The sequence below is a fragment of the Mycobacterium numidiamassiliense genome, from assembly GCF_900157365.1.
GTDB classification, from domain to species: domain Bacteria; phylum Actinomycetota; class Actinomycetes; order Mycobacteriales; family Mycobacteriaceae; genus Mycobacterium; species Mycobacterium numidiamassiliense.
Map to the genome: position 1 here is coordinate 207,223 of NZ_FUEZ01000003.1, position 22,365 is coordinate 229,587.

Annotated in this window: 24 protein-coding genes and 1 pseudogene; 10 read left to right on the plus strand and 15 right to left on the minus strand. The window is 65.8% G+C overall.

Annotated features, from left to right (window positions below; translation table 11 throughout):
- Positions 1-113: 113 nt before the first annotated feature.
- The 3 genes from MNAB215_RS00695 to MNAB215_RS00705 all read left to right on the plus strand — a co-directional run bounded on the left by MNAB215_RS00695 (position 114) and on the right by MNAB215_RS00705 (position 2,836).
- The gene (locus tag MNAB215_RS00695; RefSeq protein WP_077077017.1) at positions 114-602 is read left to right on the plus strand and encodes a TspO/MBR family protein; all 489 of its coding nucleotides are present in this window, start codon (positions 114-116) and stop codon (positions 600-602) included.
- A complete protein-coding gene (locus MNAB215_RS00700; RefSeq protein ID WP_077077018.1) occupies positions 602-1,930 on the plus strand; it encodes a cryptochrome/photolyase family protein in 1,329 nt (442 codons plus the stop codon). The genes MNAB215_RS00695 and MNAB215_RS00700 overlap by 1 nt, the downstream gene beginning before the upstream one ends.
- Before the next feature lie 201 nt (positions 1,931-2,131).
- Complete coding sequence (locus MNAB215_RS00705) at positions 2,132-2,836, plus strand: DUF4333 domain-containing protein (protein WP_077078303.1); 705 nt, start codon at positions 2,132-2,134, stop codon at positions 2,834-2,836.
- A 17-nt stretch (positions 2,837-2,853) separates the two neighbouring features.
- Here the strand turns inward: MNAB215_RS00705 and MNAB215_RS00710 are convergent, their stop codons facing one another.
- Positions 2,854-3,162: a hypothetical protein gene (locus MNAB215_RS00710; RefSeq protein WP_083745952.1), complete on the minus strand. Its 309-nt coding sequence runs from the start codon at positions 3,160-3,162 to the stop codon at positions 2,854-2,856.
- A gap of 44 nt (positions 3,163-3,206) precedes the next feature.
- The gene (locus tag MNAB215_RS00715; protein WP_077077020.1) at positions 3,207-3,944 is read right to left on the minus strand and encodes an acyltransferase; all 738 of its coding nucleotides are present in this window, start codon (positions 3,942-3,944) and stop codon (positions 3,207-3,209) included.
- 195 nt (positions 3,945-4,139) lie between these two features.
- On the opposite strand from MNAB215_RS00715, the gene MNAB215_RS00720 reads away from it, so the two are divergent.
- Positions 4,140-5,450: an outer membrane protein assembly factor BamB family protein gene (locus tag MNAB215_RS00720; RefSeq protein WP_217348891.1), complete on the plus strand. Its 1,311-nt coding sequence runs from the start codon at positions 4,140-4,142 to the stop codon at positions 5,448-5,450.
- A gap of 16 nt (positions 5,451-5,466) precedes the next feature.
- On the opposite strand, the gene MNAB215_RS00725 is transcribed toward MNAB215_RS00720, so the two are convergent.
- The 3 genes from MNAB215_RS00725 to MNAB215_RS00735 all read right to left on the minus strand — a co-directional run bounded on the left by MNAB215_RS00725 (position 5,467) and on the right by MNAB215_RS00735 (position 8,372).
- Positions 5,467-6,147, minus strand: a complete 681-nt coding sequence (locus MNAB215_RS00725; protein WP_077077021.1) for an esterase — start codon at positions 6,145-6,147, stop codon at positions 5,467-5,469.
- A gap of 72 nt (positions 6,148-6,219) precedes the next feature.
- A complete protein-coding gene (locus tag MNAB215_RS00730) occupies positions 6,220-7,401 on the minus strand; it encodes a THUMP-like domain-containing protein (protein ID WP_083745953.1) in 1,182 nt (393 codons plus the stop codon).
- Positions 7,402-7,409: 8 nt separating this feature from the next.
- Positions 7,410-8,372, minus strand: coding sequence for a class I SAM-dependent methyltransferase (locus tag MNAB215_RS00735; RefSeq protein WP_077077022.1), 963 nt, complete (start codon positions 8,370-8,372; stop codon positions 7,410-7,412).
- Between the two features lie 114 nt (positions 8,373-8,486).
- Here MNAB215_RS00735 and MNAB215_RS29340 point away from each other — a divergent pair, with 114 nt between their 5' ends.
- The 3 genes from MNAB215_RS29340 (at position 8,487) to MNAB215_RS00745 (ending at position 10,321) form a co-directional block, all read left to right on the plus strand.
- A complete protein-coding gene (locus MNAB215_RS29340) occupies positions 8,487-8,786 on the plus strand; it encodes a hypothetical protein (protein WP_131829064.1) in 300 nt (99 codons plus the stop codon).
- A 155-nt stretch (positions 8,787-8,941) separates the two neighbouring features.
- Positions 8,942-9,451, plus strand: a complete 510-nt coding sequence (locus tag MNAB215_RS00740) for a hypothetical protein (RefSeq protein ID WP_245830089.1) — start codon at positions 8,942-8,944, stop codon at positions 9,449-9,451.
- Positions 9,452-9,577: 126 nt separating this feature from the next.
- Positions 9,578-10,321 carry a class I SAM-dependent methyltransferase gene (locus MNAB215_RS00745; RefSeq protein WP_077077023.1) on the plus strand — a complete coding sequence of 248 codons (744 nt, stop codon included), beginning with the start codon at positions 9,578-9,580 and terminating at the stop codon, positions 10,319-10,321.
- A gap of 159 nt (positions 10,322-10,480) precedes the next feature.
- On the opposite strand, the pseudogene MNAB215_RS00750 reads toward MNAB215_RS00745, so the two are convergent.
- The 5 genes and pseudogenes from MNAB215_RS00750 to ctaD all read right to left on the minus strand — a co-directional run.
- Positions 10,481-11,137: pseudogene (locus MNAB215_RS00750) on the minus strand (enoyl-CoA hydratase); the annotation flags it as partial.
- Positions 11,134-11,961: an NUDIX hydrolase gene (locus MNAB215_RS00755; protein WP_077077024.1), complete on the minus strand. Its 828-nt coding sequence runs from the start codon at positions 11,959-11,961 to the stop codon at positions 11,134-11,136. The gene MNAB215_RS00755 and the pseudogene MNAB215_RS00750, both read right to left, overlap by 4 nt.
- Positions 11,958-12,836 (minus strand): ABC transporter ATP-binding protein, encoded by an 879-nt coding sequence (locus MNAB215_RS00760; protein WP_425436385.1) that lies wholly within the window; start codon positions 12,834-12,836, stop codon positions 11,958-11,960. The genes MNAB215_RS00755 and MNAB215_RS00760 overlap by 4 nt, the downstream gene beginning before the upstream one ends.
- A 64-nt stretch (positions 12,837-12,900) precedes the next feature.
- On the minus strand, positions 12,901-14,130 hold the full coding sequence (gene serB, locus MNAB215_RS00765; protein WP_077077025.1) for a phosphoserine phosphatase SerB: 1,230 nt from the start codon (positions 14,128-14,130) through the stop codon (positions 12,901-12,903).
- 25 nt (positions 14,131-14,155) lie between these two features.
- On the minus strand, positions 14,156-15,901 hold the full coding sequence (gene ctaD / locus MNAB215_RS00770) for an aa3-type cytochrome oxidase subunit I (RefSeq protein ID WP_077078308.1): 1,746 nt from the start codon (positions 15,899-15,901) through the stop codon (positions 14,156-14,158).
- A gap of 227 nt (positions 15,902-16,128) precedes the next feature.
- Here ctaD and MNAB215_RS00775 point away from each other — a divergent pair, with 227 nt between their 5' ends.
- Positions 16,129-17,196: an iron-siderophore ABC transporter substrate-binding protein gene (locus MNAB215_RS00775; RefSeq protein ID WP_108637552.1), complete on the plus strand. Its 1,068-nt coding sequence runs from the start codon at positions 16,129-16,131 to the stop codon at positions 17,194-17,196.
- A 128-nt stretch (positions 17,197-17,324) separates the two neighbouring features.
- Entirely contained in the window at positions 17,325-18,365 is a 1,041-nt protein-coding gene (locus MNAB215_RS00780) for an NAD(P)-dependent alcohol dehydrogenase (protein ID WP_077077027.1), read from the plus strand.
- On the opposite strand, the gene MNAB215_RS00785 is transcribed toward MNAB215_RS00780, so the two are convergent.
- Complete coding sequence (locus MNAB215_RS00785; RefSeq protein WP_077077028.1) at positions 18,354-18,770, minus strand: DUF3349 domain-containing protein; 417 nt, start codon at positions 18,768-18,770, stop codon at positions 18,354-18,356. The genes MNAB215_RS00780 and MNAB215_RS00785 overlap by 12 nt on opposite strands.
- A gap of 206 nt (positions 18,771-18,976) precedes the next feature.
- Here MNAB215_RS00785 and MNAB215_RS00790 point away from each other — a divergent pair, with 206 nt between their 5' ends.
- The gene (locus MNAB215_RS00790) at positions 18,977-19,267 is read left to right on the plus strand and encodes a DUF3349 domain-containing protein (RefSeq protein ID WP_077078309.1); all 291 of its coding nucleotides are present in this window, start codon (positions 18,977-18,979) and stop codon (positions 19,265-19,267) included.
- Positions 19,268-19,698: 431 nt separating this feature from the next.
- Here MNAB215_RS00790 and MNAB215_RS00795 read toward each other — a convergent pair whose 3' ends face one another.
- The 4 genes from MNAB215_RS00795 to MNAB215_RS00810 all read right to left on the minus strand — a co-directional run bounded on the left by MNAB215_RS00795 (position 19,699) and on the right by MNAB215_RS00810 (position 22,347).
- Positions 19,699-20,142, minus strand: coding sequence for a hypothetical protein (locus MNAB215_RS00795; protein WP_131829065.1), 444 nt, complete (start codon positions 20,140-20,142; stop codon positions 19,699-19,701).
- Between the two features lie 259 nt (positions 20,143-20,401).
- A complete protein-coding gene (locus tag MNAB215_RS00800; RefSeq protein WP_077077030.1) occupies positions 20,402-20,623 on the minus strand; it encodes a hypothetical protein in 222 nt (73 codons plus the stop codon).
- Positions 20,624-20,644: 21 nt separating this feature from the next.
- Positions 20,645-21,607: a class 1b ribonucleoside-diphosphate reductase subunit beta gene (gene nrdF / locus MNAB215_RS00805; protein ID WP_077077031.1), complete on the minus strand. Its 963-nt coding sequence runs from the start codon at positions 21,605-21,607 to the stop codon at positions 20,645-20,647.
- 131 nt (positions 21,608-21,738) lie between these two features.
- Positions 21,739-22,347 (minus strand): TetR/AcrR family transcriptional regulator, encoded by a 609-nt coding sequence (locus tag MNAB215_RS00810; protein ID WP_083745956.1) that lies wholly within the window; start codon positions 22,345-22,347, stop codon positions 21,739-21,741.
- Positions 22,348-22,365 lie beyond the last annotated feature (18 nt).

Genomic DNA, 22,365 nt, shown 5'->3' on the forward strand with positions numbered 1-22,365 from the left:
CCAGCATACGCGGTCGACGACATTTTGTTAACTTGCTGAATGTTTAAGTGATTGAAGTTCCTGTCATAGTGGTATGGGAACAGCGACCAGTTCAGCCGACCAAGGAGCCCACGATGAAGAAGTCAACGCTAATCGCCACGACCCTTGCCGTCGCTACAGCGGCGGGGACCGGAAGCATCGCCAGCCCGGGTCGTGCCGAAAGCTGGTATTCGAGGGTTCGGAAACCGGCGTACCAGCCGCCCCGTGCCGTCTTTCCCCTCGCCTGGACCGCGCTGTACGCGGACATCGCGGCGACCTCGGCATCGGCCATCGACGGGTATCGCTCGACGGGCCACGATGACAAGGCGCGTAACTACGCCACCGCGCTGGGGGTCAACCTGTTGCTCAACGCGGGATGGAGTTGGCTGTTCTTCCGGTATCACAAGCTCGGCGCATCCGCACTTGGCGCGGCCGTGCTCACGGCCAGCAGTGCGGATCTCGCCCGCCGCGCCGCCCAGGCCGACCCACGTGCCGGCCTGGCGTTGTCGGCCTACCCGCTGTGGGGTGCCTTCGCCACCGTCTTGTCCACTCATATCTGGCGGCTCAACCGCGGCATCCAATAATGCCGGCGCTGTTGTGGTTTCGGCGCGATCTGCGGTTGGGCGATCACCCGGCGCTGGCTGCCGCCGCCGCTGATCGAGACGTGCTGGCCTGCTTTGTGCTCGATCCGCGCCTGGAGAAGTCATCCGGACGCCGCCGCCTCCAGTTCCTGGGCGACGCTCTGCGCCGACTGGACGACGACCTGGGCGGTCGGCTGCTGGTGGTCCGCGGCCGGCCCGAGGATCAAATCCCCTTGATCGCCAAGGAGATCGACGCCTCTTCGGTGCATATCTCGGAGGATTTCGCGCCGTTCGGTCGGCGGCGCGACGAGCGGGTCCGGGCGGCGCTGGGTTCGGTCCCGCTGGTGGCGACGGGGTCGCCGTATCTGGTGTCACCCGGTCGCGTGACGAAAAAGGACGGCTCCGCGTACAAAGTGTTCACCCCGTTTCTGCGCGCGTGGCGCGAGACGGCCTGGCGCGAGCCGGCCCGGTCGAGCGCCGACTCGGCGCATTGGCTCGATCCGGCTGAGTTGAGCCTGAAGCCGTGCAAGATCCCAGACCCCGGCCAGGCACTCGAACTCGCCGCCGGGGAGGACGCGGCGTTGAAGCAATGGAAGTCTTTCCTCGACAACGGTTTACACAACTACGACGAGGATCGCAATAGACCCGATCTGCCAGGCACCAGCCGGATGTCGGCGCACCTGAAGTTCGGCACCATTCATCCCCGCACGATGGTCGCCGGACTCAACCTGCGCACCGAAGCGGCACAGGCGTACTTGCGGGAGCTGGCGTTTCGTGACTTCTACGCCGATGTGCTGCACCACTGGCCGGCCAGCGCCTGGCACAACTGGAACAGCGACTTCGACGCCATCGAGACCGACACCGGGGCCGAAGCCACACGCCGTTTCGAGTCCTGGAAAGCCGGCGAAACCGGCTTTCCCATCGTCGATGCCGGGATGCGTCAACTTCGCGAGACCGGCTTCATGCACAACCGGGTGCGCATGATCGCCGCCTCGTTTCTGGTCAAGGATCTGCACTTGCCCTGGCAATGGGGCGCGGGCTGGTTCCTCGATCAACTCGTCGACGGCGACATCGCCAACAACCAGCACGGGTGGCAGTGGTGCGCGGGGTGCGGTACCGACGCCGCGCCGTATTTCCGGGTGTTCAACCCGATGACCCAGGGCAAGAAGTTCGATCCGTCGGGCGACTACATCCGGCGCTGGGTGCCTGAGTTGCGCGACGCCGACGACGTGCACAGCAGCGGTGAGAAGCGGCCGCCGGCATACCCGTCGGCGATCGTCGACCACGGAGCCGAGCGCGCCGAAGCGCTGCGTCGCTACCAGGCCCTGTAACGCCCCGCGGTGCCGGGGGCGCCGGCCAGCAAATAGATCAGCAAATAAACGTCACGTTGCGGAATTTTCCGCAACTGCCTTTACCCGAAGCTGTTTGGCATGTAATTATCAGCCGATTCACAGTCGGCAATACGCCAGGAGGCGCTTGTGATTCGCTCGGCCCTTCGGACAACGCTCGTTTCCGGCGCCGCCGTGGGGCTGATGGCCACCGCGGGCGCCTGCTCATGTTCGGTCGGCTCGAAATCGAACGCGGTGAGCAAGGACGATGTCGCCAGCCAGATCAGCGCCAAGATGACCGACCCCGCTGGTCTCAAGCCCGAGTCGGTGACGTGCCCGAACGACCTGGCCGCCAAGGTGGGGGCACAGTTGGACTGCACGATGAAATCCAACGGCCAGAGCTACGCGGTCAACGTCACCGTCACCAGCGTCAACGGCAGCGACGTCAAGTTCGACATGGTGCAGAAGATCGACAAGGCCCAGATAGCCAACGACATCAGCGCCAAACTGACCGACGGCGCCGGCAACAAGCCCGACTCGGTGAGTTGTCCCGACAACCTGCTGGCAAAAGTCGGCGCGCAATTGAACTGCACGATGAACGCCAAGAACCAGACCTACAACGTCAACGTCACCGTGACCAGCGTCAGCGGCACCTCGGTCAAGTACGACATGGTGGAGACGGTCGACAAAGACAAGGTTGCCGGCGTCATCAGCAACAAAGTGACGCCGTTGCTCGGGGTCACGCCCGATTCGGTGACCTGCCCTGACAACTTGAAGGGTGTGGAGGGCGCGACCCTACGGTGTCAGGTCAACACGGCCGGCAAGACCTACGGGGCGACCGTGACGGTCACCAATGTCGACGCCGGCGATGTCAGCTTCGACATCCTGCTGGACAACCAACCGTCGTAGTTCGGCAACCACAACGATCAATGACCAACGGCCGCAAAGTAACCCACCGCTCCGACCAGCTCGGCCACGACCGACAGGACCAACGTCGCGGTGGCCAACGGCCACGCTGACCGCCGGCGAAGCAGCCAGACGATCGTCAGCACGGAGCCGACCAGGGTCAGCGCGGCCGCGGCCGCCACCGACACCATCACGAACGTCGCGGCCCGGTCCGCGTTGCATCGCGGCGCCGGGCAGTAATCGGTGAAGGCGAGCAGCATGAATTCCATGCCGCCGGCCACGGCGCAGCCGACGACGGCGAGCACCAGCAGCACGATCGAGGTCGCCACATCCCAGCCGGGGCGCGGCGACCTGACGTCCGCGGGCCCGGATGTCAGCGGGCCGCCTTCTTGCGTTCGATATCGGCCAGGGCCGCGGCCAGCTCAGCGCGCTGGGCGGCCGAACTCTCCCAGGAGAGTTGGCGATTCTTGACCACCTTCGCCGGCGCCCCGACGGCGATCGAATAGTCGGGGATGTCCCCGCGAACCACCGCGTGCGATCCCAGCACGCAGCCCCGCCCGATCGACGTGCCGCGCAGCACCGTCACCTTCACCCCGACCCACGTGTCCGGCCCGATCCGGATCGGGGATTTGATGATGCCCTGATCCTTGATCGGCAGGTTGATGTCGTCCATCCGGTGGTCGAAATCGCAGACGTAGCACCAGTCGGCCATCAGCACCGAGTCGCCGAGTTCGATGTCCAGGTAGGCGTTGATGACGTTGTCGCGGCCCAGCACCACTTTGTCGCCGAACCGCAGCGAGCCCTCGTGCGCGCGGATGGTGTTCTTGTCGCCGATATGCACCCACCGGCCGATTTCGAGCTGCGCCAGCGCGGGTGTCGCGTGGATCTCGACGCCCTTGCCGATGAACACCATTCCGCGAGTGATGATGTGCGGGTTGGCCAGCTTGAACTTCAGCAGCCGCCAGTAACGCACCAGATACCACGGGGTGTAGGCACGGTTTTTCAGCACCCACCGCAGCGAGGCCAGAGTCAGGAACTTGGCTTGGCGTGGGTCCCGCAGATTCGATCCACGCCAGCGGCGGTGGACCGGCGCACCCCACATCGACGTCATGGCCGGAAAGCCTAGCCAACCGGCGATGCGCGCCGAAACAGCGGGCCGCGGGGAAGGCAATCGAACGCAGCCAAGGCAATCCGCGGCGTGCGAGCCGCCACGGGTTACCCTCACCTGTACTCGATCGCTGCCCCTGCCGAGTGGCTGGGCCCGTCGCCGAGCGAGCCGCGTGGCGAAAGGATTTGGAAAACCAAGGTGCGTGCCCGACAGCTCCGTCGTTGGTCAGCCGCGCCGCTGGCGGTCGCGCTGACGGCCGGGCTCGGCGGCTGCGGCAACACCGACTCCTGGGTGGACGCGTCGGCGTCGCAGGGCTGGTCGGCGCAGTACGCCGACGCGGCCAACAGCAGCTACACCACGACGTCCGGCGCCACCAAGCTGTCGCTGCAGTGGACGCGGTCCGTCAAAGGCAGCCTGGCCGCCGCCCCGGCGCTCAGCGCGCGCAGTTATCTCGCCGTCAATGCGCAGACCCCCGGGGGCTGCTCACTCATGGAGTGGGAGAACGACGACAACGGCCGGCAACGCTGGTGTGTGCGGCTGGCCCAGGGCGGCGGCTTCGCCAGTCCCCTGTTCGACGGCTTCGACAACCTTTATGTCGGCCAGCCGGGGGCATTTATCTCCTTCCCGGTGACGCAGTGGACTCGGTGGCGCCAGCCGGTGATCGGCATGCCGTCCACCCCGCGGTTTCTGGGTAATGGCCAGCTGCTGGTCACCACCCACCTGGGGCAGGTGCTGGTCTTCGACGCTCACCGGGGCGAGGTGGTCAACACCCCCCTGGACCTGGTGGACGGCATCGACCCGACGGACGCGACGCGCGGCCTGGCCGATTGCACACCGGCCCGCCAGGGCTGCCCGGTAGCCGGTGCCCCGGCCTTTTCGGCGGCCAGCTCGATGGTGGTGCTCGGCGTCTGGCAGCCTGGCGCGCCGGCGGCGGGGCTGGTGGGGCTGAAGTACCACCCCGGGCAGACGCCCCTGATCGGTCGGGAGTGGACCAGCGACGCCGTGGCCGCCGGCGTGATCGGCAGCCCGGTGTTGTCCGCCGACGGGTCGACCATCTACGTCAACGGCCGCGACCAACGGTTATGGGCCCTGGCCGCCGCCGACGGGAAGCCGAAATGGTCGGTGCCGCTGGGATTTTTGGCCCAAACCCCGCCCGCGATCACCCCGCAGGGGCTCGTCGTCTCGGGCGGCGGCCCTGACACACGGCTGGCGGCCTTCAAGGACGCCGGCGATCACGCCGACCAGGTCTGGCGCCGCGACGACGTCACCCCGCTATCGTCGTCGAGCCTGGCCGGCTCCGGGGTCGGCTACACCGTGGCCAGCGGCCCGGCCAGCGGCGATGCCCCCGGCATGTCACTGCTGGTCTTCGATCCCGGCAACGGCCACACGGTGAACAGCTATCCGCTGCCCGCGGCCACCGGATACCCCGTCGGCGTGTCGGTGGGGACGGACCGTCGGGTCGTCGCCGCCACCAGCGACGGCCAGGTGTACAGCTTCAAGCCCGCCTGAGCCCCGGCCGATCCGGCTAAATCGCGAGCGGCGGGATGGCGTTGCGGGCAACCTGGGCTTGGCAGGGACCGGCGAAGGCCGGCAGCATCTCCCCCGGCGCAAAGTAGAAGATCAGCTGATCGTCGGTGATGGCGAAGTTCTGGTAATGCGACGGGTCGAGCCCGTTCGACGGCAATATCGCGGCGCCCATCGCGTTCTGCCGGGCCAGGTCGCGCTGGACCAGCGGGAAGATGGCGTCCAGCGGGCTGGTGCCCGGGGCGAACAGGGTGTCGAAGGTGATGGGCTGCTTGCTGCCGAGGTTGTAGTTGAACGCCTTGTACCAGGTGGACGTGCGGGATCCGCCGACATCCTGAAAAAACTTGAGCACCACGCTGCGGGTGTTGTGCGGCGGCTGCCCGGAAAACTGCTGCTCCGTGGTGGCTTCCATCTGATACGGGTGATCGCGGGGCCCGGAGGCCTGTGCGACGTTGATGAAGCCGTCGCGGTTCTGCGTGACGTAATCGATCAGCGGCTGTTCGTCGGGATAGTCCGCGGGGAACGTCATGTCGAGCGTGTACATCGGCCCAGCCGCGTGCAGATGACACAGCGGCCCGTCGACGGTGGCGCCCACGCTGGCGCACGACGGCGGCGCGGCGGCCGCCGGCCAGCCGAACAGGACCGTGATGGCCAGCACCGCGATCGCTAACAGATAACGCATGACTCGAATTGTCCTCGTCGACGACAACAGGCGAGGTCCCCCGGAAAGTGACCGTCGACAGACTACCGGGAACTAGCGCGAGGCCCGGCAGACGTATGCGATCGCCCGGCCGGCCGGCCCGGTGCCGAGGCGAGTGATCACCACCGACAGGGACCGGCCACCGGCCAACCGAAGCCGTCGCCGGAGCGCGTCGGGGTCGACGGACACACCGCGGACCAGGATCTCCACCGCCCCGCAATCGGCCGCCGCGAGGGCGCGGCGGAGCCGGCGCTCGTCGAAGTCGAGCTGCTCGAGCACCTCGAAGCCGCGGACCTCCGGCGGCAGCTCGTCGCCGGACAGGTAGGCGATGTCGGGATCGAGTTGCCACAGGCCGTGCCGGGCGCCGTAGTGGCGCACCAGCCCGGACCGGACCACGGCGCCGTCGGGGTCGACGATCCATCGCCCGACCGGGGCCACCGGGCAGTCGTCCGGCTCGGCGTCGGTGAGCTGTTCGCCGCGATCCAGCACACTGGCCCGGCGGCGCACCCCCGGCTCGGCCAACCCCGCCGACCACAGGCACGCCTCGCGGACCGAGCCGCGGTAGGACGTCACCTCGATCTCGCCCTCGAAGCCCAGCCGCCCGACTTGCTCGAAATCTATTCCGGGAGCACACTTTACGACCAGATCGCGGCCCCGATAGGTATCGAAGAGCGCGCCAAGGCCCGGCTGATAATCCTCCGGGGAGAACTGGCGCCGACCGCCCCGCCGACGTGCCGGGTCGACAACGACGACCGTGTCGCGGGTCACCGGACGCAACGCGTCCGCGCGGCACAGGTCGACACGCGACCCCACGTTGTGGCGCGCCATCGCCAGCCGCACCGGGTCGATATCACTGCCCAGCGCCCGAACGCCCGAGCCGTGCAGCGCGGCCAATTCGGTGCCGACCGAACACGTCGCATCGTGGACCACAGCGCCGGCCGCGGCCAGACGCCCGGCCCGGTGCAACGCCACCGGCGCCGCGGTCGCCTGCTGCAGCGCCTCGTCGGTGAACAGCCAATCCGACACCGGACCCAACTCGCCCAGCTTGTCGACAGCCCGGCGGCGCAGCAGTGTCGTCTCCATCAGGACCGGCGCCCGGGCGCCGAACCTCGCCCGCACCGCGGTGGTATCGGCGATCCGACTGCCGTCGGTCAACGCGAATTCGGCGACCGCCGCCAGTGCTGCGCCACCCGATTCCGACCGCAGATAATCGACGTCGTCGGAGCTGAAGCGCAGGCCCTGGCTCAGGAGGGCTTAACCCCGGTGACCATCACGTTGTAGAACCAGCCCTTCGGGGCCAGATGCCGCCAGATGTTGGCGTCGATCCAGCTGAGCGTCTTCCAGCCGTTGAACGCGAATTTCGCCCAGCCCCAGCCCAGCCGCCCGGGCGGCACCGACGCCTCGAACGTGCGCACCGGCCAGCCGAACATCGCGGCGGTGAATTCCTCACTGGCCGTTTGCACCTGAGCCGCACCGGCGTTGGTGGCCATGCGCTCCAGGTCCTCGGGGGCAAACGTGTGCAGGTCGACGATCGCCTCCAGCGCCGCGACGCGCGAGGACTCGTCGAGCTCGACCTGCGGGCGCCGCCAGTTGCCCAGGCCGGGCAGCTTGGTGACGTTGGTGGCGACGCGCCAGGTCAGCGTCGACAAGCTGCGGGCGTAGACCTCGCCGACATTGGTCGGCTCGCCGGCGAATACGAAGCGGCCGCCGGGCCGCAGCACCCGGATCACCTCGCGCAGCGAGAGCTCCACGTCGGGAATGTGATGCAGCACGGCGTGGCCGACCACCAGGTCGAAGGTGTTGTCGTCGTACGGAATGCCCTCGGCGTCGGCGACGCGGCCGTCGATGTCCAGGCCCAGCGATTGCCCGTTGCGGGTGGCGACCTTGACCATGCCGGGCGACAGGTCGGTGACCGAACCGCGCCGCGCGACGCCGGCCTGGATCAGGTTGAGTAGGAAAAACCCTGTGCCACAACCCAATTCGAGAGCACGGTCATACGGCAATTCGCGCAAGACCTCGTCGGGCACGGCGGCGTCGAAGCGGCCGCGGGCGTAGTCCACGCAGCGCTGGTCGTAGGAGATCGACCACTTTTCGTCGTAGGTCTCGGCTTCCCAGTCGTGGTAGAGCACCTGGGCGAGCTTGGTGTCGTGCCTTGCGGCTTCGACCTGCTCGGCCGTGACGTGGGCGGCCTGAGTTGCGTCGGTCATGCAGGGCAGCCTAATCGCCTGGCGAATTAACGGTGTCTGCCCCCGGCGATGAGGAGGATCCCCCGCAGAGCAGGGTGAAGTGCCAATCGGCTCCGTCGGCCTAAACTTGGCGACGTGGCCGATGTCCTTCGGGTCAGTAGTGCGGGGCTTCAGGTGCTGGCGGCGCATTGCGAGATGGTGTCGGCGGAGTTGGTGGCGGCGGCTCCGCTGCCCCGTGTTGGGCTACCTATCCAAGCGACTTCTGGCGCCGTTGGTGCTGCTCATGCCGCCGTCGATGCAACCATCACTGTGTTAGCCGGACGAGCGCAAACAAGCGCAGTCAAATCTGCTGTGGCGGGTGCTGAGTTTGCGATGACCGACACTGCCGGTGCACAACAACTCGGCGCTATCGGTACCTCGATATCCCAGGTGTGACCAGTGCCGGGGGTCGGTGGAGCGGGGGTGCCGTCCCTCTCGCAGATCCAGGCGAGGCGACCTTCACCAGTTTTTGCCCCACCTTGGTAGCTGAATGGAAAATGATGAATGCATTCCGGATTCCCGCAATACTCGAATTCGAAGCGTGCCTGCTAATGACGATGAAGCTGAGAGTCAAGATGTCGCATAAGGAAGCTGAACTGGAAGCCAAATTAGCTGAACATGGACTGTCAGTTGACGAAGCGCAACGTGTGCACGATCGGCTAGCCCTTATTCTTGGCGGCGAGGCATCCTACTTTCAAAACACGAAGAAGCTGATGGGCGCGGACCCGGCAGCTACATCGCTTGAATACACGAGCGTGTTGTGGCCAGGTTTTTATTTTAAGGCGATCGCTAGTGAGGACGGACCGCTTGAGTCGGCGCGTTATTGGCACAACAGCCGCGAGTTAGCCGACGTTGAATCCCCCATCGGGCTGCCCATCTGGAGCATGGACGTTACCGAGTTCGCCGAGCGATTCGGCCCAATGAACGGCGGCCGCAAATGGTCGCTGTTTGATGAACTTCTTCCGGCATACGAAGAATACGAATTCCAATGGGGCGAAGATAGCTATGGTGCAGGATTTAGTTGGGGGCTGTTCATGTTTTCGGCAATGTCATGGGATTGAGGGCTGTATGCGAGCCTCAAGCTCCGTCTCTGCGCCACCCAATGTGAAGGCAACCATCTCCGTCAAACGCTGCCTCGGTGCAGACTGGGTGCGTGGCCAACCTCGCGCGCAAACGGTTGGTTACTGATGCCGTCTTATGACCGGATCGGTCTGGGTTACGCGCGCTTTCGCAAACCCGATCCTCGAATTGAGGCCAGGCTCGTGGCTGCTCTCCACGATTGTCGGAGCCTGGTGAATGTCGGTGCTGGCACCGGTTCGTATGAGCCCAGTGATCGCTCCGTCCTCGCTGTCGAGCCATCAGCAGAAATGGTCAGGCAGCGGTCCCCGAACGCCGCGCCCTGTATCCGGGCAACAGCTGAACGCCTACCGTTTTCCGACCAGAGCTTCGACGCTGCGATGGCGATCCTGACGATTCATCACTGGTCCGATCCCGTCGCCGGGTTGCGCGAACTTGTTCGCATCGCTCGGAGGGTCGTCCTCTTCACCTATGAACCGGCTATTCACAGTAAGTTTTGGCTTTGGCGGGAGTATTTCCCAGTTGCCGCCAGCACCTCGGCCGCTTCCGAATTGTCTGTCGAGCAGGTGGTGGAGATCATCGGGGCAGACCGAGTCGAGAAAATTCTCATCCCGCACGATTGCTTGGACGGCTTCGGCCCGGCCTACTGGCGTCGGCCGACCGCCTATCTCGATCCCGTTGTGCGTGGTTGCATCTCGGGCCTTGCACAGCTTCGCGCGGAGGACCTTAACCCTGGACTCGAGCACCTACAGCAGGATCTCAACACTGGTGCCTGGTATACCCGCCACCAAGATCTCCTAAATCTCGATGCCATCGACGCCGGCCTGCGTCTCATCGTGAGGGACGGCCAGTGATCTAGACCATGGACGCAGCCTGCCGCGACGTCGATTGCTGGCCCGCGATTCTGTGCTTTGAGCAGAATCTACTTTGCCCAACTCGTCTCGAAATAGACCGCATCTGAGATACCGAACCACCGTCGATCAGAAACGCCAATTGGCTGGGCCGACGCCGCCCTCGAACACGGCATTGATACCGGCCTTGGCGGCGGAAATCGCCTCCCGCGGGCCGTCGAGGAAGCGCCGCGCCCACGCCGCCGCCGTGTCGTAGACGTTGTCGGGGGCCACCATCTCGTCGATCAGGCCCAGCGTCTTGGCTTCCTCGGCGTCGAAGAACCGGCCGCTGAAGACGAGTTCCTTGGCCCTGCTCTCCCCCGCGATCCGGGTCAACCGGGCCAATCCGCCGGGGACGTGGTCGGACAGGATCTCGGTCGCCCCGAACTTGACGTTGTCACCGCTGATCCGCCAGTCGGCGGCCAGCGCCAGAGTGAGGCCGGCGCCCAACGCGTATCCGGTGATCGCGGCGACGGTCGGCTTCGGGATCGCTGCGACGGCGTCGACGGCCTGGGCACGGACGCGGGCCGCGACGTCGGCCTCCGGCCCGCTCAGGGTCTGCAGCTCGGGCATGTCGTCGCCGGCGGAGAAGATTTCGTGGCCGCCGAACAGGATCACCGCGGCGACGTCGTCACGCGCGCCCATCTCCGCGGCCGCCGCCGCGATCTCGCGGTAGACCTGCCGGGTCATCGTGTTGGTGGGTGGCCGCGACAGCAGCAGCACGGCCAGACCGGCGTCTTGCGAGCCGTCGCTGACCACGACATGGACGAACTCGCTCAATGCCGCCATCCCAGGCCGCCCGCTTCCCGGGCGCGGTGGTAGCGGTCGGAGTCGAAGAACTCGAAGATCCAGTTGTCGCCCTGGATCTCCAGATGCGGCTGCACCGTGACGATCTGGCGCTCGACGGCCAACACCTCGGCGACGGTACGGCCGGCCAGCGAGTCCAGCTGAGTCCAGGTCGGCGGCAGCAAAAACAGGCGCCCGGCCTCGAATTCGTCGATCGCGGCCCGCGGCGTCGTCCACCCCGCGAGGTCGGATTCGGTGTTCTCGCCGTCGGCGCGCTGACCCTCGGGAAGGGCACCCACGAAGAAATAGGTGTCGTAGCGGCGGGTGCGCTCCGCTTCGGGGGTGACCCAGTTGGCCCACGGCCGCAGCAGGTCGGATCGCAGCACCAGGTTCTCCGTGCGCAGAAAGTCGGCGAACGACAGCGACCTTTCGGCCAGCGCGTGGCGAGCGTCGCGGTACACCGAGGCGTCGCCGACGATGCCGTCCGGATCGCCGGCCGGCCCGGCGAACAGCACTCCCGATTCCTCGAAGGTCTCGCGGGCGGCGGCGCAGACCAGCGCCTCGGCCAGCCCGGGCTCGATGCCGAACCGCTGCGCCCACCACTGCGGTGACGGCCCGGCCCACGCGATATCGGCGTTGCGGTCGCGGTCGTCGACGCCGCCGCCGGGAAACACCACCGTGCCCGCGGCGAACTCCATCTGCGCGTGCCGGCGCATCAGGAAGACCGCTAACCCAGCTTCCGAGCCCTGGCGTGTGTCGCGGACCAGCATCACGGTGGCCGCGGGCCTGGCCACCAACGGTTCTTCGGGTGCAGTCATTCGAGCCTCCGATGAGCGGCGCGGGCGCGGACGCGCCGCGCGAAGTAACGCCCGTCGGCTTCTTCCAGGGCGATCGACTGGCCGAACGCGGCCGACAGGTTCTCGGCGGTCAGCACGTCGGGCAGCAACCCCGCCGCGACCGCCCGGCCCTCAGCGAGGAGCAGGCAGTGGGTGTAGCCGGGAGGTATCTCCTCGACATGGTGGGTGACCAACACGATCGCCGGCGCATCCGGGTCGGCGGCCAGGTCGGTCAGCCGTGCCACCAATTCCTCGCGACCACCCAGGTCCAGGCCGGCGGCGGGCTCGTCGAGCAGCAGCAGTTCCGGGTCGGTCATCAGCGCACGCGCTATCAGCACCCGCTTGCGCTCACCTTCGGACAGCGTCCCGTAGGTGCGGTCGACGAGGTGCTCGGCGCCCAGGCTCTCCAGCATGTCGGTCACCCGCTGATAGTCGACGTCCTCGTAGCGCTCCCGCCACCGGCCCAGCACCGCGTACGCCGCCGAGACGACGAGGTCGCGCACCACTTCGTCACTGGGCACCCGCTGCGCCAACGCCGACGAGCTGAACCCGATCCGCGACCGCAACTCGGACACGTCGATGCGACCCAGCCGCTCGCCGAGCACAAACGCCACGCCCGACGACGGGTGTTCGACCGCGGCGGCGACCCGCAGCAGCGACGTCTTACCCGCGCCGTTGGGGCCGATGATCACCCATCGTTCGTCGAGTTCGACGGCCCAGTCCAGCGGTCCGACCAGATTGCGGCCGTCGCGGCGCAGCGACACATTGCGGAAGTCGATCAGCAGATCGGGATCGGCCTCCGCGTCGTCGTCTACAGGTCCGGGTTCCCAACCAGTTTCGGGGCCGATTTCGGACACGCGATTATCGTGCCGTACCGCGACGCGGCGACAGCCGTCGGGTCGGTGCGGCCACTGCTCACTCCTAAGGAATGTCGACGCGCTGCACGCCGAGGTCGCCCGCGTCCGCGGCTTCGATCTCACCGCGGGTCACCCCGAGCAGGAACAGCACTGTGTCCAAATATGGGCTGCTCAACGACGCGTCGGCGACCGCACGCAACGCGGGCTTGGCGTTGAACGCGATGCCCAGGCCCGCCGCGGCCAGCATGTCGATGTCGTTGGCGCCGTCGCCGACCGCGACGGTCTGTTCCATCGGCACGCCGGCCTGCGCCGCGAAGTCTCGCAACGCCTTGGCCTTGCCGGGCCGGTCGATGATCGGCCCAACGACCCGGCCGGTGAGTTTGCCGTCGACGATCTCCAGCTCGTTGGCCGCCACGAAGTCCAGCATCAGATCGTGGGCAAGCGGGTCGATGATCTTGCGGAAGCCACCGGAGACCACGCCGCAGCGAAAACCCAAGCGGCGCAACGTCCGTAGCGTGGTCCGGGCACCGGGCATCAACTCCAGCTGGTCCGCGACCTCGTCGATCACGCTGGCGGGCAGACCGGCCAGGGTGGCGACCCGCCGGTGCAGCGACTCCGCGAAATCCAGCTCACCGCGCATCGCGGCGTCGGTGATCGCCGCGACGGCGCCCTCAGCGCCCGCGCGGGCGGCCAGCATCTCGATGACCTCCCCCTGCACCAGCGTCGAGTCGACATCGAACACAACCAGGCGCTTGGCGCGCCGTTCCAGGCTGTAGGCCTCGACCGCGATGTCGACGCCCCGGTCGGAGGACACCCGGTTCAGGGCGGTGCGCAGCGGGCCGTCGCCGCCCGGCGGCACCGAGACCCGCAGCTCCAGGCCGGTCACCGGATAGTCGGAGACGCCACGGATGAGGTCGATGTTGACGCCGAGCGACGCCAGCTGCTGGGCCACCGCGCCGAAAGCGCCCGCGGTGATCGGGCGGCCCAGCACGTAAATGGTGTGGGTCGAGGGTTCCCGGATGATCGGGACGTCCTCGCTGCGCTCGATGGTGACGTCCAGGCCCACCGCGTGGATCGCGTTCTCGACCTCGTCGCCCAGCACGATGCTTTCGGCGACGTCGGTTGGACAACACAGCAGGACACCCAGTGTCAGCCGACCCCGGATGACCACCTGCTCGACATTGAGCAACTCGATTCCGTGCCCGGACAGTGACTCAAACAGCGCCGACGTCACACCAGGCTGATCCACTCCGGTGACGGTGATCAGCACCGACACCTTGGGTGGTGTATTCACCCGAGACTGCCCCCGTGATGGGTCATCAGCTGCGGACGTTGACGTCGTCGAGCCGGGTGATGTCTTTGCCCTCGTGACCGTGGGCCCGACCGACGTGAGATTCGGCGCGCATTCGCTCCACCATGTGCGGGTAGTGGAGTTCGAACGCGGGACGCTCGGAGCGGATGCGGGGCAGCTCGGTGAAGTTGTGCCGCGGCGGCGGGCAACTCGTCGCCCATTCCAGCGAGTTGCCGTAGCCCCACGGGTCGTCCACGGTCACGACCTCGCCGTAGCGCCAGCTCTTGAAGATGTTCCAGACGAACGGGAACATCGACGCGGCCAGGATGAACGCCCCGACCGTCGAAACGATGTTCAGGCCCTGGAACCCGTCGGTGGGCAGGTAGTCCGCGTAGCGGCGTGGCATGCCCTCGTCGCCCAGCCAGTGCTGCACAAGGAACGTGGTGTGGAAACCGATGAACGTCAGCCAGAAATGCAGCTTGCCCAGGCGTTCGTCCAGCAGCCTGCCGGTCATCTTGGGGAACCAGAAGTAGATACCGGCGTAGGTGGCGAACACGATGGTGCCGAACAGCACGTAGTGGAAGTGCGCGACGACGAAGTAGCTGTCGGTGACGTGGAAGTCCAGCGGCGGGCTGGCCAGCAGCACACCGGTCAATCCGCCCAGCAGGAACGTGACCAAGAAGCCGACCGAGAACAGCATCGGCGTCTCAAAGGTCAACTGGCCCTTCCACATGGTGCCGATCCAGTTGAAGAATTTGATCCCGGTGGGCACCGCGATCAAATACGTCATGAACGAAAAGAACGGCAGCAGGACGGCTCCGGTGGCGAACATGTGGTGCGCCCACACCGCTACCGACAGCGCGGCGATCGACAGCGTCGCGTACACCAGCGTGGTGTAGCCGAAGATCGGCTTGCGGGAGAACACCGGGAAGATCTCCGAGACGATCCCGAAGAACGGCAGCGCAATGATGTACACCTCGGGGTGACCGAAGAACCAGAACAGGTGCTGCCACAACAGAACTCCGCCGTTGGCCGGGTCGTAGACGTGGGCGCCCAGGTGCCGGTCGGCGGCCAGCCCGAACAGCGCCGCGGTGAGTAGCGGGAAGGCGATGAGCACCAGGATGGACGTCACCAGAATGTTCCAGGTGAAGATGGGCATCCGGAACATCGTCATCCCGGGCGCACGCATGCAGACCACGGTGGTGATCATGTTGACCGCGCCCAGGATGGTGCCGAGCCCGCCAACCGCGATACCCATGATCCACAGGTCGCCGCCGACGCCCGGAGAGTGGATGGCGTCGGTCAACGGCGTGTAGGCGGTCCAGCCGAAGTCCGCCGCGCCACCGGGCGTGATGAAACCGGCGGTCGCAATCAACGCGCCGAACAGGAACAACCAGAACGAGAACGCGTTCAGCCGCGGGAACGCAACGTCGGGCGCGCCGATCTGCAGCGGCAAGACCAGGTTCGCGAAGCCGAATACGATCGGCGTCGCGTAGAACAGCAGCATGATCGTGCCGTGCATGGTGAACAGCTGGTTGTACTGCTCATTCGACAAGAACTGCAGACCCGGCGCGGCCAGCTCGGTGCGCATCAGCAGCGCCAGCAGCCCACCGATCAAAAAGAACGCGAAGCAGGCGACGCAGTACATGATGCCGATCAGCTTGTGATCGGTGGTGGTGATCAGCTTGTAGATCAGGTTCCCTTTGGGACCCGTCCGGGCCGGGTACGGGCGAATCGCCTCGAGTTCTCCCAGCGGGGGCGCTTCGGCTGTCAACAGCTCCTCCAAACATCGCGCATCGGACAGGACCCAGAACCGAGTATCGACTGAAATCTTAGCCCCCGGACAGGTCGCTGGCAGGCCTGGTCCTACAAACTGTCGTAAATGCCTCAACTGTGGCGCCAGGCCGGGTCGGTGGACCGGCCCCCAGCTGGCCAGATGTTAGCGTCTCAGGCGTGCGATCCGGCGGCAGGCGACTCCGATCCAAGCCACCCAACCGGCTCCTGGCGACTGCCGCCGCGCTGGCGGTGGCGTGCAGCGGTTGCGGGTCGCCGCACCCCAGCCCGCAGGGATCCTCGGGACGATCGCTGATCACGCCCACCACCCAAATCGCCGGTGCCGGGGTGCTGGGCAACGACCGCGTGCCCGACGCGTCGTGCGCGCACGACGCGGCCGCGGCCGATTCGGGGCCGTCGACCCGCCTAGTCCACAACGCGGCGGGAGTCGCCCCCGAGGTGGTCGCGGTATCCGCCGAGCCGCAGCGCATCGTGGTGCTCTCCGGTGACCAGCTCGACGGCCTGTGCGCGCTGGGCCTGCAGTCGCGGATCGTGGCCGCCGCGCTGCCCGACGGCGCCTCGAGTCAGCCCGCGTATCTGGGCGCGGCCGTGCACGGCCTGCCGGGTGCCGGTACCCGCAGCAACCCCGATCTGAAGGCGATCGCGGCGGCCCACCCGGATCTCATCCTCGGCTCGCAGGGGCTGACGCCCAAGCTGTATCCGCAACTCGCGAAGATCGCCCCGACGGTGTTCACCGGGGCACCGGGCGCGGCGTGGGAGGACAACCTGCGTGGTCTCGGTGCCGCCACGGCGCGCGGCCCGGCCGTCGACGGGTTGATCAACGGATTCACCCAGCGGGCCACCCAGATCGGCGCAGCGCACGATGCCGCGCACTTCCAGGCCTCGATCGTCCAGCTCACCGCCACCACCATGCGGATCTTCGGGGCGAACAACTTTCCGGCCAGCGTGCTCGCCGCGGTCGGCGTGGACCGGCCCGCCGCGCAGCGGTTCACCGACAAGGCATACATCGAGGTCGGCATCACCGACGCCGACCTGGCGAAGGCGCCGGACTTCTCGGCGGCCGACGCCGACGCCGTCTACGTCTCCTGCACAACCCCGGCCGCTGCGGACCGCGCCGCGACCCTGTTCGACAGCGACCCGTGGCGCAAGCTGTCCGCCAACCGCGACAACCGGGTTTATGTCGTCAACGACGAGATTTGGCAGACGGGCGAGGGCGTTATCGCGGCCCGCGGCATCGTGGACGACCTGCGCCTGGTCAACGCGGCAATCAACTGATCCCCGGGCTGCCCATACGCACACATGGCCATAGGGTGATATGTGAACGTCATCCCACTTAGTGGCCTGGGAACTTTACCCTAGCTAAGCTTCTATGCGACGCAATTGAAATCGAAGAGGGACCCTTTATGAGCACCGTTTCGGCGTATGCCGCCACTTCGGCAACCGAACCACTGACCAAGACCACCATCACCCGTCGCGACCCCGGCCCGCACGACGTGGCGATCGACATCAAGTTCGCCGGGATCTGCCACTCGGACATCCACACCGTCAAGGCGGAGTGGGGCGTCCCGAACTACCCCGTGGTCCCTGGTCATGAGATCGCCGGCGTGGTCTCCGAAATCGGTTCCGCCGTAACCAAATACAAAGTGGGCGACCACGTCGGTGTTGGCTGCATGGTGAACTCCTGCGGCCAGTGCAGCAGTTGTAAGGCCGGGCTCGAGCAGTACTGCAAGCCGGGTGCGACCTTCACCTACAACTCCATCGACAAGGACGGCACGCCCACGCAGGGTGGCTACAGCCAGGCCGTCGTCGTCGACGAGAACTTCGTCGTGCGCATCCCCGACTCGCTGCCGCTGGACAAAGCCGCGCCGCTGCTGTGCGCCGGCATCACGCTGTTCTCGCCGCTGCGGCACTGGAAGGCCGGCGAGGACACCCGGCTGGCCATCATCGGCCTGGGCGGGCTAGGACATGTGGGAGTCAAGCTGGGTGCCGCACTGGGCGCCGAGGTGACCGTGCTGTCGCAGTCGCTGAAGAAAATGGAGGACGGGCTGCGCCTGGGCGCCAGCCATTACTACGCGACGTCCGACCGGGACACCTTCAAGAAGCTGCGCAACAGCTTCGACCTGATCCTGAACACCGTCTCGGCGAACCTGAACCTCAACGACTACCTGAGCCTGCTCGACGTCGACGGCACCCTCGTCGAGCTGGGCATTCCCGAGCACCCCATGCAGGTGGGTGCGTTCCCGCTGGCCCTGTCGCGGCGCAGCCTGTCCGGGTCCAACATCGGCGGCATCGCCGAGACCCAGGAGATGCTGGACTTCTGCGCCGAGCATGACGTGACCCCCGAAATCGAGGTCATCGCAGCGGATTACGTCAACGAGGCCTACGAGCGGGTGCTCGCCAGCGACGTGCGCTACCGCTTCGTCATCGACATCTCAACTTTGTGAGACGCCCTCCGCCACGTCGTGCCGGCAGGCGATGTCTTCGGCTGCCGCGGCGTGCTCGTCATCGGGCGCAACCGCGCTGACACTGATCCCGGCCAGCGGCCAGCCGGCGGCGGCCAGCGTCGACGCCACCCGGATGATGTTGTCCCGGCCGGCGTCGTAATGGGTGACCTTGGAGATGAATTCGGAGATCTCGCCCTTGTTGATCGGGTCGTCCGGATTTGGATGCGACTTCTTGAGGTTGGCCACCACCTCGTGAAGCTGCTCGGTCGTTAGAGGTGTGCTTGACAGCAAAGCGAAGAGCGGCACCTGGTCCGACCCCGGAACGCCTTGCGGATACCCGACATCGAGCCAGCGGATCACCGAACGGAGAAATTTCGCGTGCTTATGAGAGTCATGTTCCGACACCCCATCAGTGTCATGGCACAGGCACCGCCCTGGCTTCGGACCATAGCCACTATTCATATGCCGTTCATGACCCGAACATCTGCCGCTTGAAATCCCTGGCCTTACCCGCGTCGATGCGGCTCAGAACGGATCCCCACGGCCGCGCGAGCGTTGCTAGATTGAGCATGCTTCGTCGGCCGCACTGATTGAGGGGTGTCAGAATGAGTCTGAACGACGTCGTGTCCAAGATCCTGGGATTTATCCGGGCAGGCTATCCGCTGGGAGTGCCGCCGACCGACTGCTACCCGCTGCTGGCGTTGCTCCATCACCGGTTGACCAACGATGAAGTCAAGGCGGTTGCCACACAATTAGCGGCCAGCGGAGACCTGCACATTGACGGCGACGACATCAGCGCTGCCATCACGCGCCTCACCACCGAAGCGCCCTCCGCAGAAGATCTGAATCGGGTGCGGAAACGGCTGGAGTCGATCGGCTGGACCGTCGACGCGGCGCACTAATCTCGGCACGAATTTCGGCGCCGACCAGGCGCCGCCCAGTCGCGGTGCTGCTCGCAGCTACGGCAAAGCTGGTACGCCACGACGGAATCTTCGTTTCGTGATCATTTTCGTGGACAAGATGCGCTGCGGCACAAACTGTTTAGTTCGGCTGGTAGGCCGGGCCGGGGACGCCCCTCAGCTAGCCCCCGGCCCGGTTCCGTGCTTGTACCCCGGAAGAACCCGGGAATAACGGAATTCGAAGTGCGGGGTAATTCACATCAGCGTCGACGCGGAGGCAGTCAGCTCTCGCCGGTTCGGCAAGATTTGCGAAATATGTTGCAGCGCACCGACTTTAATCGAACCGTTGGCTCGCGCAGCAGACGCCTTGGAACCGCGCTGTTGCGCATCTGTCAAATAGTGTGGAGGCCATGGATTTTGGCTTGCTGATGAGTTCAGCTGCTTTCCTCGCGTAGTGCCTGCATCGCCAAGTTGTTGAGTAACTGCCGGCCAATATCTGTGCGCAACTGGGGCAGCATCGCGGAGACGACACCGGCGGCGGTGAGCGCAAGGCGGACGAGACCGTCGGGCGCCGTGGCAGCGTCGCGGAGAACCTCATACTCGGCGCTGGGATCTTCGGCATGCTGTGCCATCGCCATCCGCGCCACCAGCCGGTTGTCCAGATCGAGGTCGAACTCGTCGGCGGCAGACGCCTGGGCCAGGGTTTCGCCGATCTCCGCGACTTCGTCCGGTTCGCACAGCTGTGCCACCAGTTGCCAGAGGATCGACACGGTGGCGCGGATCAGTTGCGGAAGCCGGTCGGCCGGGATGACTTCGTCGTCGACGATGACGCGCATGCCTGCTTCGTCGCCGCGCTCGCCGTGCTGAATCAGCGCCAATGCGCGACGGAAGTCTGCGGCGCCCACGCGCTCGTCATTGCTCATCCCACACCCGGCACTTTCCCTGGATCTGCATACCCGCATCCTGCCCGGCGCTGGGTTTCAAGCGAAGTGCGCTTCCGACGACAATGCCTGGACAGCCTCAACTAGCCTGCAGTAAAACAGATTTCGCAGGAACGGCTACCCGAGGAGACAACCGCGACGTTGAGAAGTCCACGTCGAATCGCCACAACCGGCGTCTACCGTAGTCGTCGGGCCGTCACTTAAGGGGCGGCCCTTTCCAGTGCTCAGCGGCTTCCTTCGCATCGTCGGCCGTCGAGTAAGACTCGTTTACGACATGCGTATGCACGCCGTCATCCCCGACCTCCCGAATCACCAGAAGCCACGGCTGGTCTCGACTTCCCGTTGAGCCGGGGTCGTAGAAGACCTGGAATTCATGCCTGTCGCCGACCGCGCGGTTCTGCTCGTTCCACTGCAGCATGGCTACCTATCATGCCGACTTTTAGAAGTCCCAGTCCTCGTCTTCGGTGTTGACGGCCTTGCCGATCACATACGACGAGCCCGACCCGGAGAAGAAGTCGTGGTTCTCGTCGGCGTTGGGCGACAACGCGGACAGGATCGCCGGGTTGACGTCGGTCTCGTCGCGCGGGAACAGCGCCTCGTAGCCGAGGTTCATCAGGGCCTTGTTGGCGTTGTAGCGCAGGAACTTCTTGACGTCCTCGGTCAGCCCGACCTCGTCGTAGAGGTCCTGGGTGTATTCGACCTCGTTGTCGTAGAGCTCGAAGAGCAGTTCGTAGGTGTAGTCCTTGAGCTCGGCGCGCTTGGTCTCGTCGACCAGCGCCAGGCCGCGTTGGAATTTGTAGCCGATGTAGTAGCCGTGCACGGCTTCGTCGCGGATGATCAGCCGGATCATGTCCGCGGTGTTGGTGAGCTTGGCCCGGCTCGACCAGTACATCGGCAGGTAGAAGCCGGAGTAGAAGAGGAAGCTTTCCAGCAGAGTGGAGGCGACCTTGCGCTTGAGCGGTTCGTCGCCGCGGTAGTACTGCAGCACGATCTCGGCCTTGCGCTGCAGGTTGAGGTTCTCCTCCGACCAGCGGAACGCGTCGTCGATCTCGGCCGTCGAGCACAGCGTGGAGAAGATCGAGCTGTAGCTCTTGGCGTGCACCGACTCCATGAAGGCGATGTTGGTGTAGACAGCCTGTTCGTGCGGCGTCAGCGCGTCGGGGATCAGGCTCACCGCGCCGACCGTGCCCTGGATGGTGTCCAGCATGGTCAGGCCCGTAAAGACCCGCATGGTCAGCTGCTTCTCATTGGCGGTCAGCGTGCCCCACGACGGAATGTCGTTGGAGACCGGGACCTTCTCGGGCAACCAGAAGTTGCCGGTCAGCCGGTCCCACACCTCGGCGTCCTTGTCGTCTTGGACCCGGTTCCAGTTGATGGCCGAGGTCCGGTCAATCAGCTTCATGGAGAACCCCACTTCACAGGCAAAAATAGGCTGACGGCGTGTTTGCCGTTCAGGCTCCAGACACTACCCCTGGGGTCCGACATGCCGCGGCAACACAAGTACTTGTGTTTGCGTGTCGTCACCGTCCGGCGTCAATCCAGGCCGGCGTGGCGCAGCGTCGCGGTGAGGCCGTCCTCCAGCGCGCTCAGCGCGATGTCGGTGAGACGGCTCAGTTCGTCGATGTCTTCTCCGCCTTTGCCCATCCAGGTTTCCAGCGAGACGAATACCGCGGTGGCCAAGCTGTGTGCCGCGATGTCGGCGATCATGGCACCATCGTCATCGTCGGTCGGCTTGGACCTTTCATGGATGAAGCGCTGGATTTCGTCGGCCACCTGATCGCGCATCCGCCGAATGTGGCTGGTGATGATGCCCTGGTCGAGATCGCGCGACCGGATGGTCGCCGCTTCGCGAACCATCGCAAAGTCAAAAGGGAAGGCGTCCACGGCTTTTCGCACCGACGCCGTGATGGATTCGCCGTGCGGACGTAGCGCCAGCGCGCGCGCGAACCACTCGAAGCCGATGTCGTAATCCGCGAAGATCACCGCGTGCTTGGACGGGAAGTGCCGGTAGAACGTTCGCTCGGTGACGCCGACGTCGGCGGCGATGTCGGCGACGCTGGTTTGGTGCACGCCGTCGGCGACAAACCGCTTCATCGCCGCGTGCTGCAGCGCCTGACGTGTGCGCTGGCTTCGAGTTTCCACCAGGACAGCACACACCAA

What these genes read in the sequence shown, in the direction of transcription:
- MNAB215_RS00695 (WP_077077017.1), top strand. Translation starts at nt 114, where the DNA reads ATGAAGAAGTCAACGCTAATCGCCACGACCCTTGCCGTCGCTACAGCG.
- MNAB215_RS00700 (WP_077077018.1), top strand. Translation starts at nt 602, where the DNA reads ATGCCGGCGCTGTTGTGGTTTCGGCGCGATCTGCGGTTGGGCGATCAC.
- MNAB215_RS00705 (WP_077078303.1), top strand. Translation starts at nt 2,132, where the DNA reads ATGGCCACCGCGGGCGCCTGCTCATGTTCGGTCGGCTCGAAATCGAAC.
- MNAB215_RS00715 (WP_077077020.1), bottom strand. Translation starts at nt 3,944, where the DNA reads ATGACGTCGATGTGGGGTGCGCCGGTCCACCGCCGCTGGCGTGGATCG.
- MNAB215_RS00725 (WP_077077021.1), bottom strand. Translation starts at nt 6,147, where the DNA reads ATGCGTTATCTGTTAGCGATCGCGGTGCTGGCCATCACGGTCCTGTTC.
- MNAB215_RS00735 (WP_077077022.1), bottom strand. Translation starts at nt 8,372, where the DNA reads ATGACCGACGCAACTCAGGCCGCCCACGTCACGGCCGAGCAGGTCGAA.
- MNAB215_RS00740 (WP_245830089.1), top strand. Translation starts at nt 8,942, where the DNA reads ATGACGATGAAGCTGAGAGTCAAGATGTCGCATAAGGAAGCTGAACTG.
- MNAB215_RS00745 (WP_077077023.1), top strand. Translation starts at nt 9,578, where the DNA reads ATGCCGTCTTATGACCGGATCGGTCTGGGTTACGCGCGCTTTCGCAAA.
- MNAB215_RS00755 (WP_077077024.1), bottom strand. Translation starts at nt 11,961, where the DNA reads ATGACTGCACCCGAAGAACCGTTGGTGGCCAGGCCCGCGGCCACCGTG.
- MNAB215_RS00780 (WP_077077027.1), top strand. Translation starts at nt 17,325, where the DNA reads ATGAGCACCGTTTCGGCGTATGCCGCCACTTCGGCAACCGAACCACTG.
- MNAB215_RS00800 (WP_077077030.1), bottom strand. Translation starts at nt 20,623, where the DNA reads ATGCTGCAGTGGAACGAGCAGAACCGCGCGGTCGGCGACAGGCATGAA.
- nrdF (WP_077077031.1), bottom strand. Translation starts at nt 21,607, where the DNA reads ATGAAGCTGATTGACCGGACCTCGGCCATCAACTGGAACCGGGTCCAA.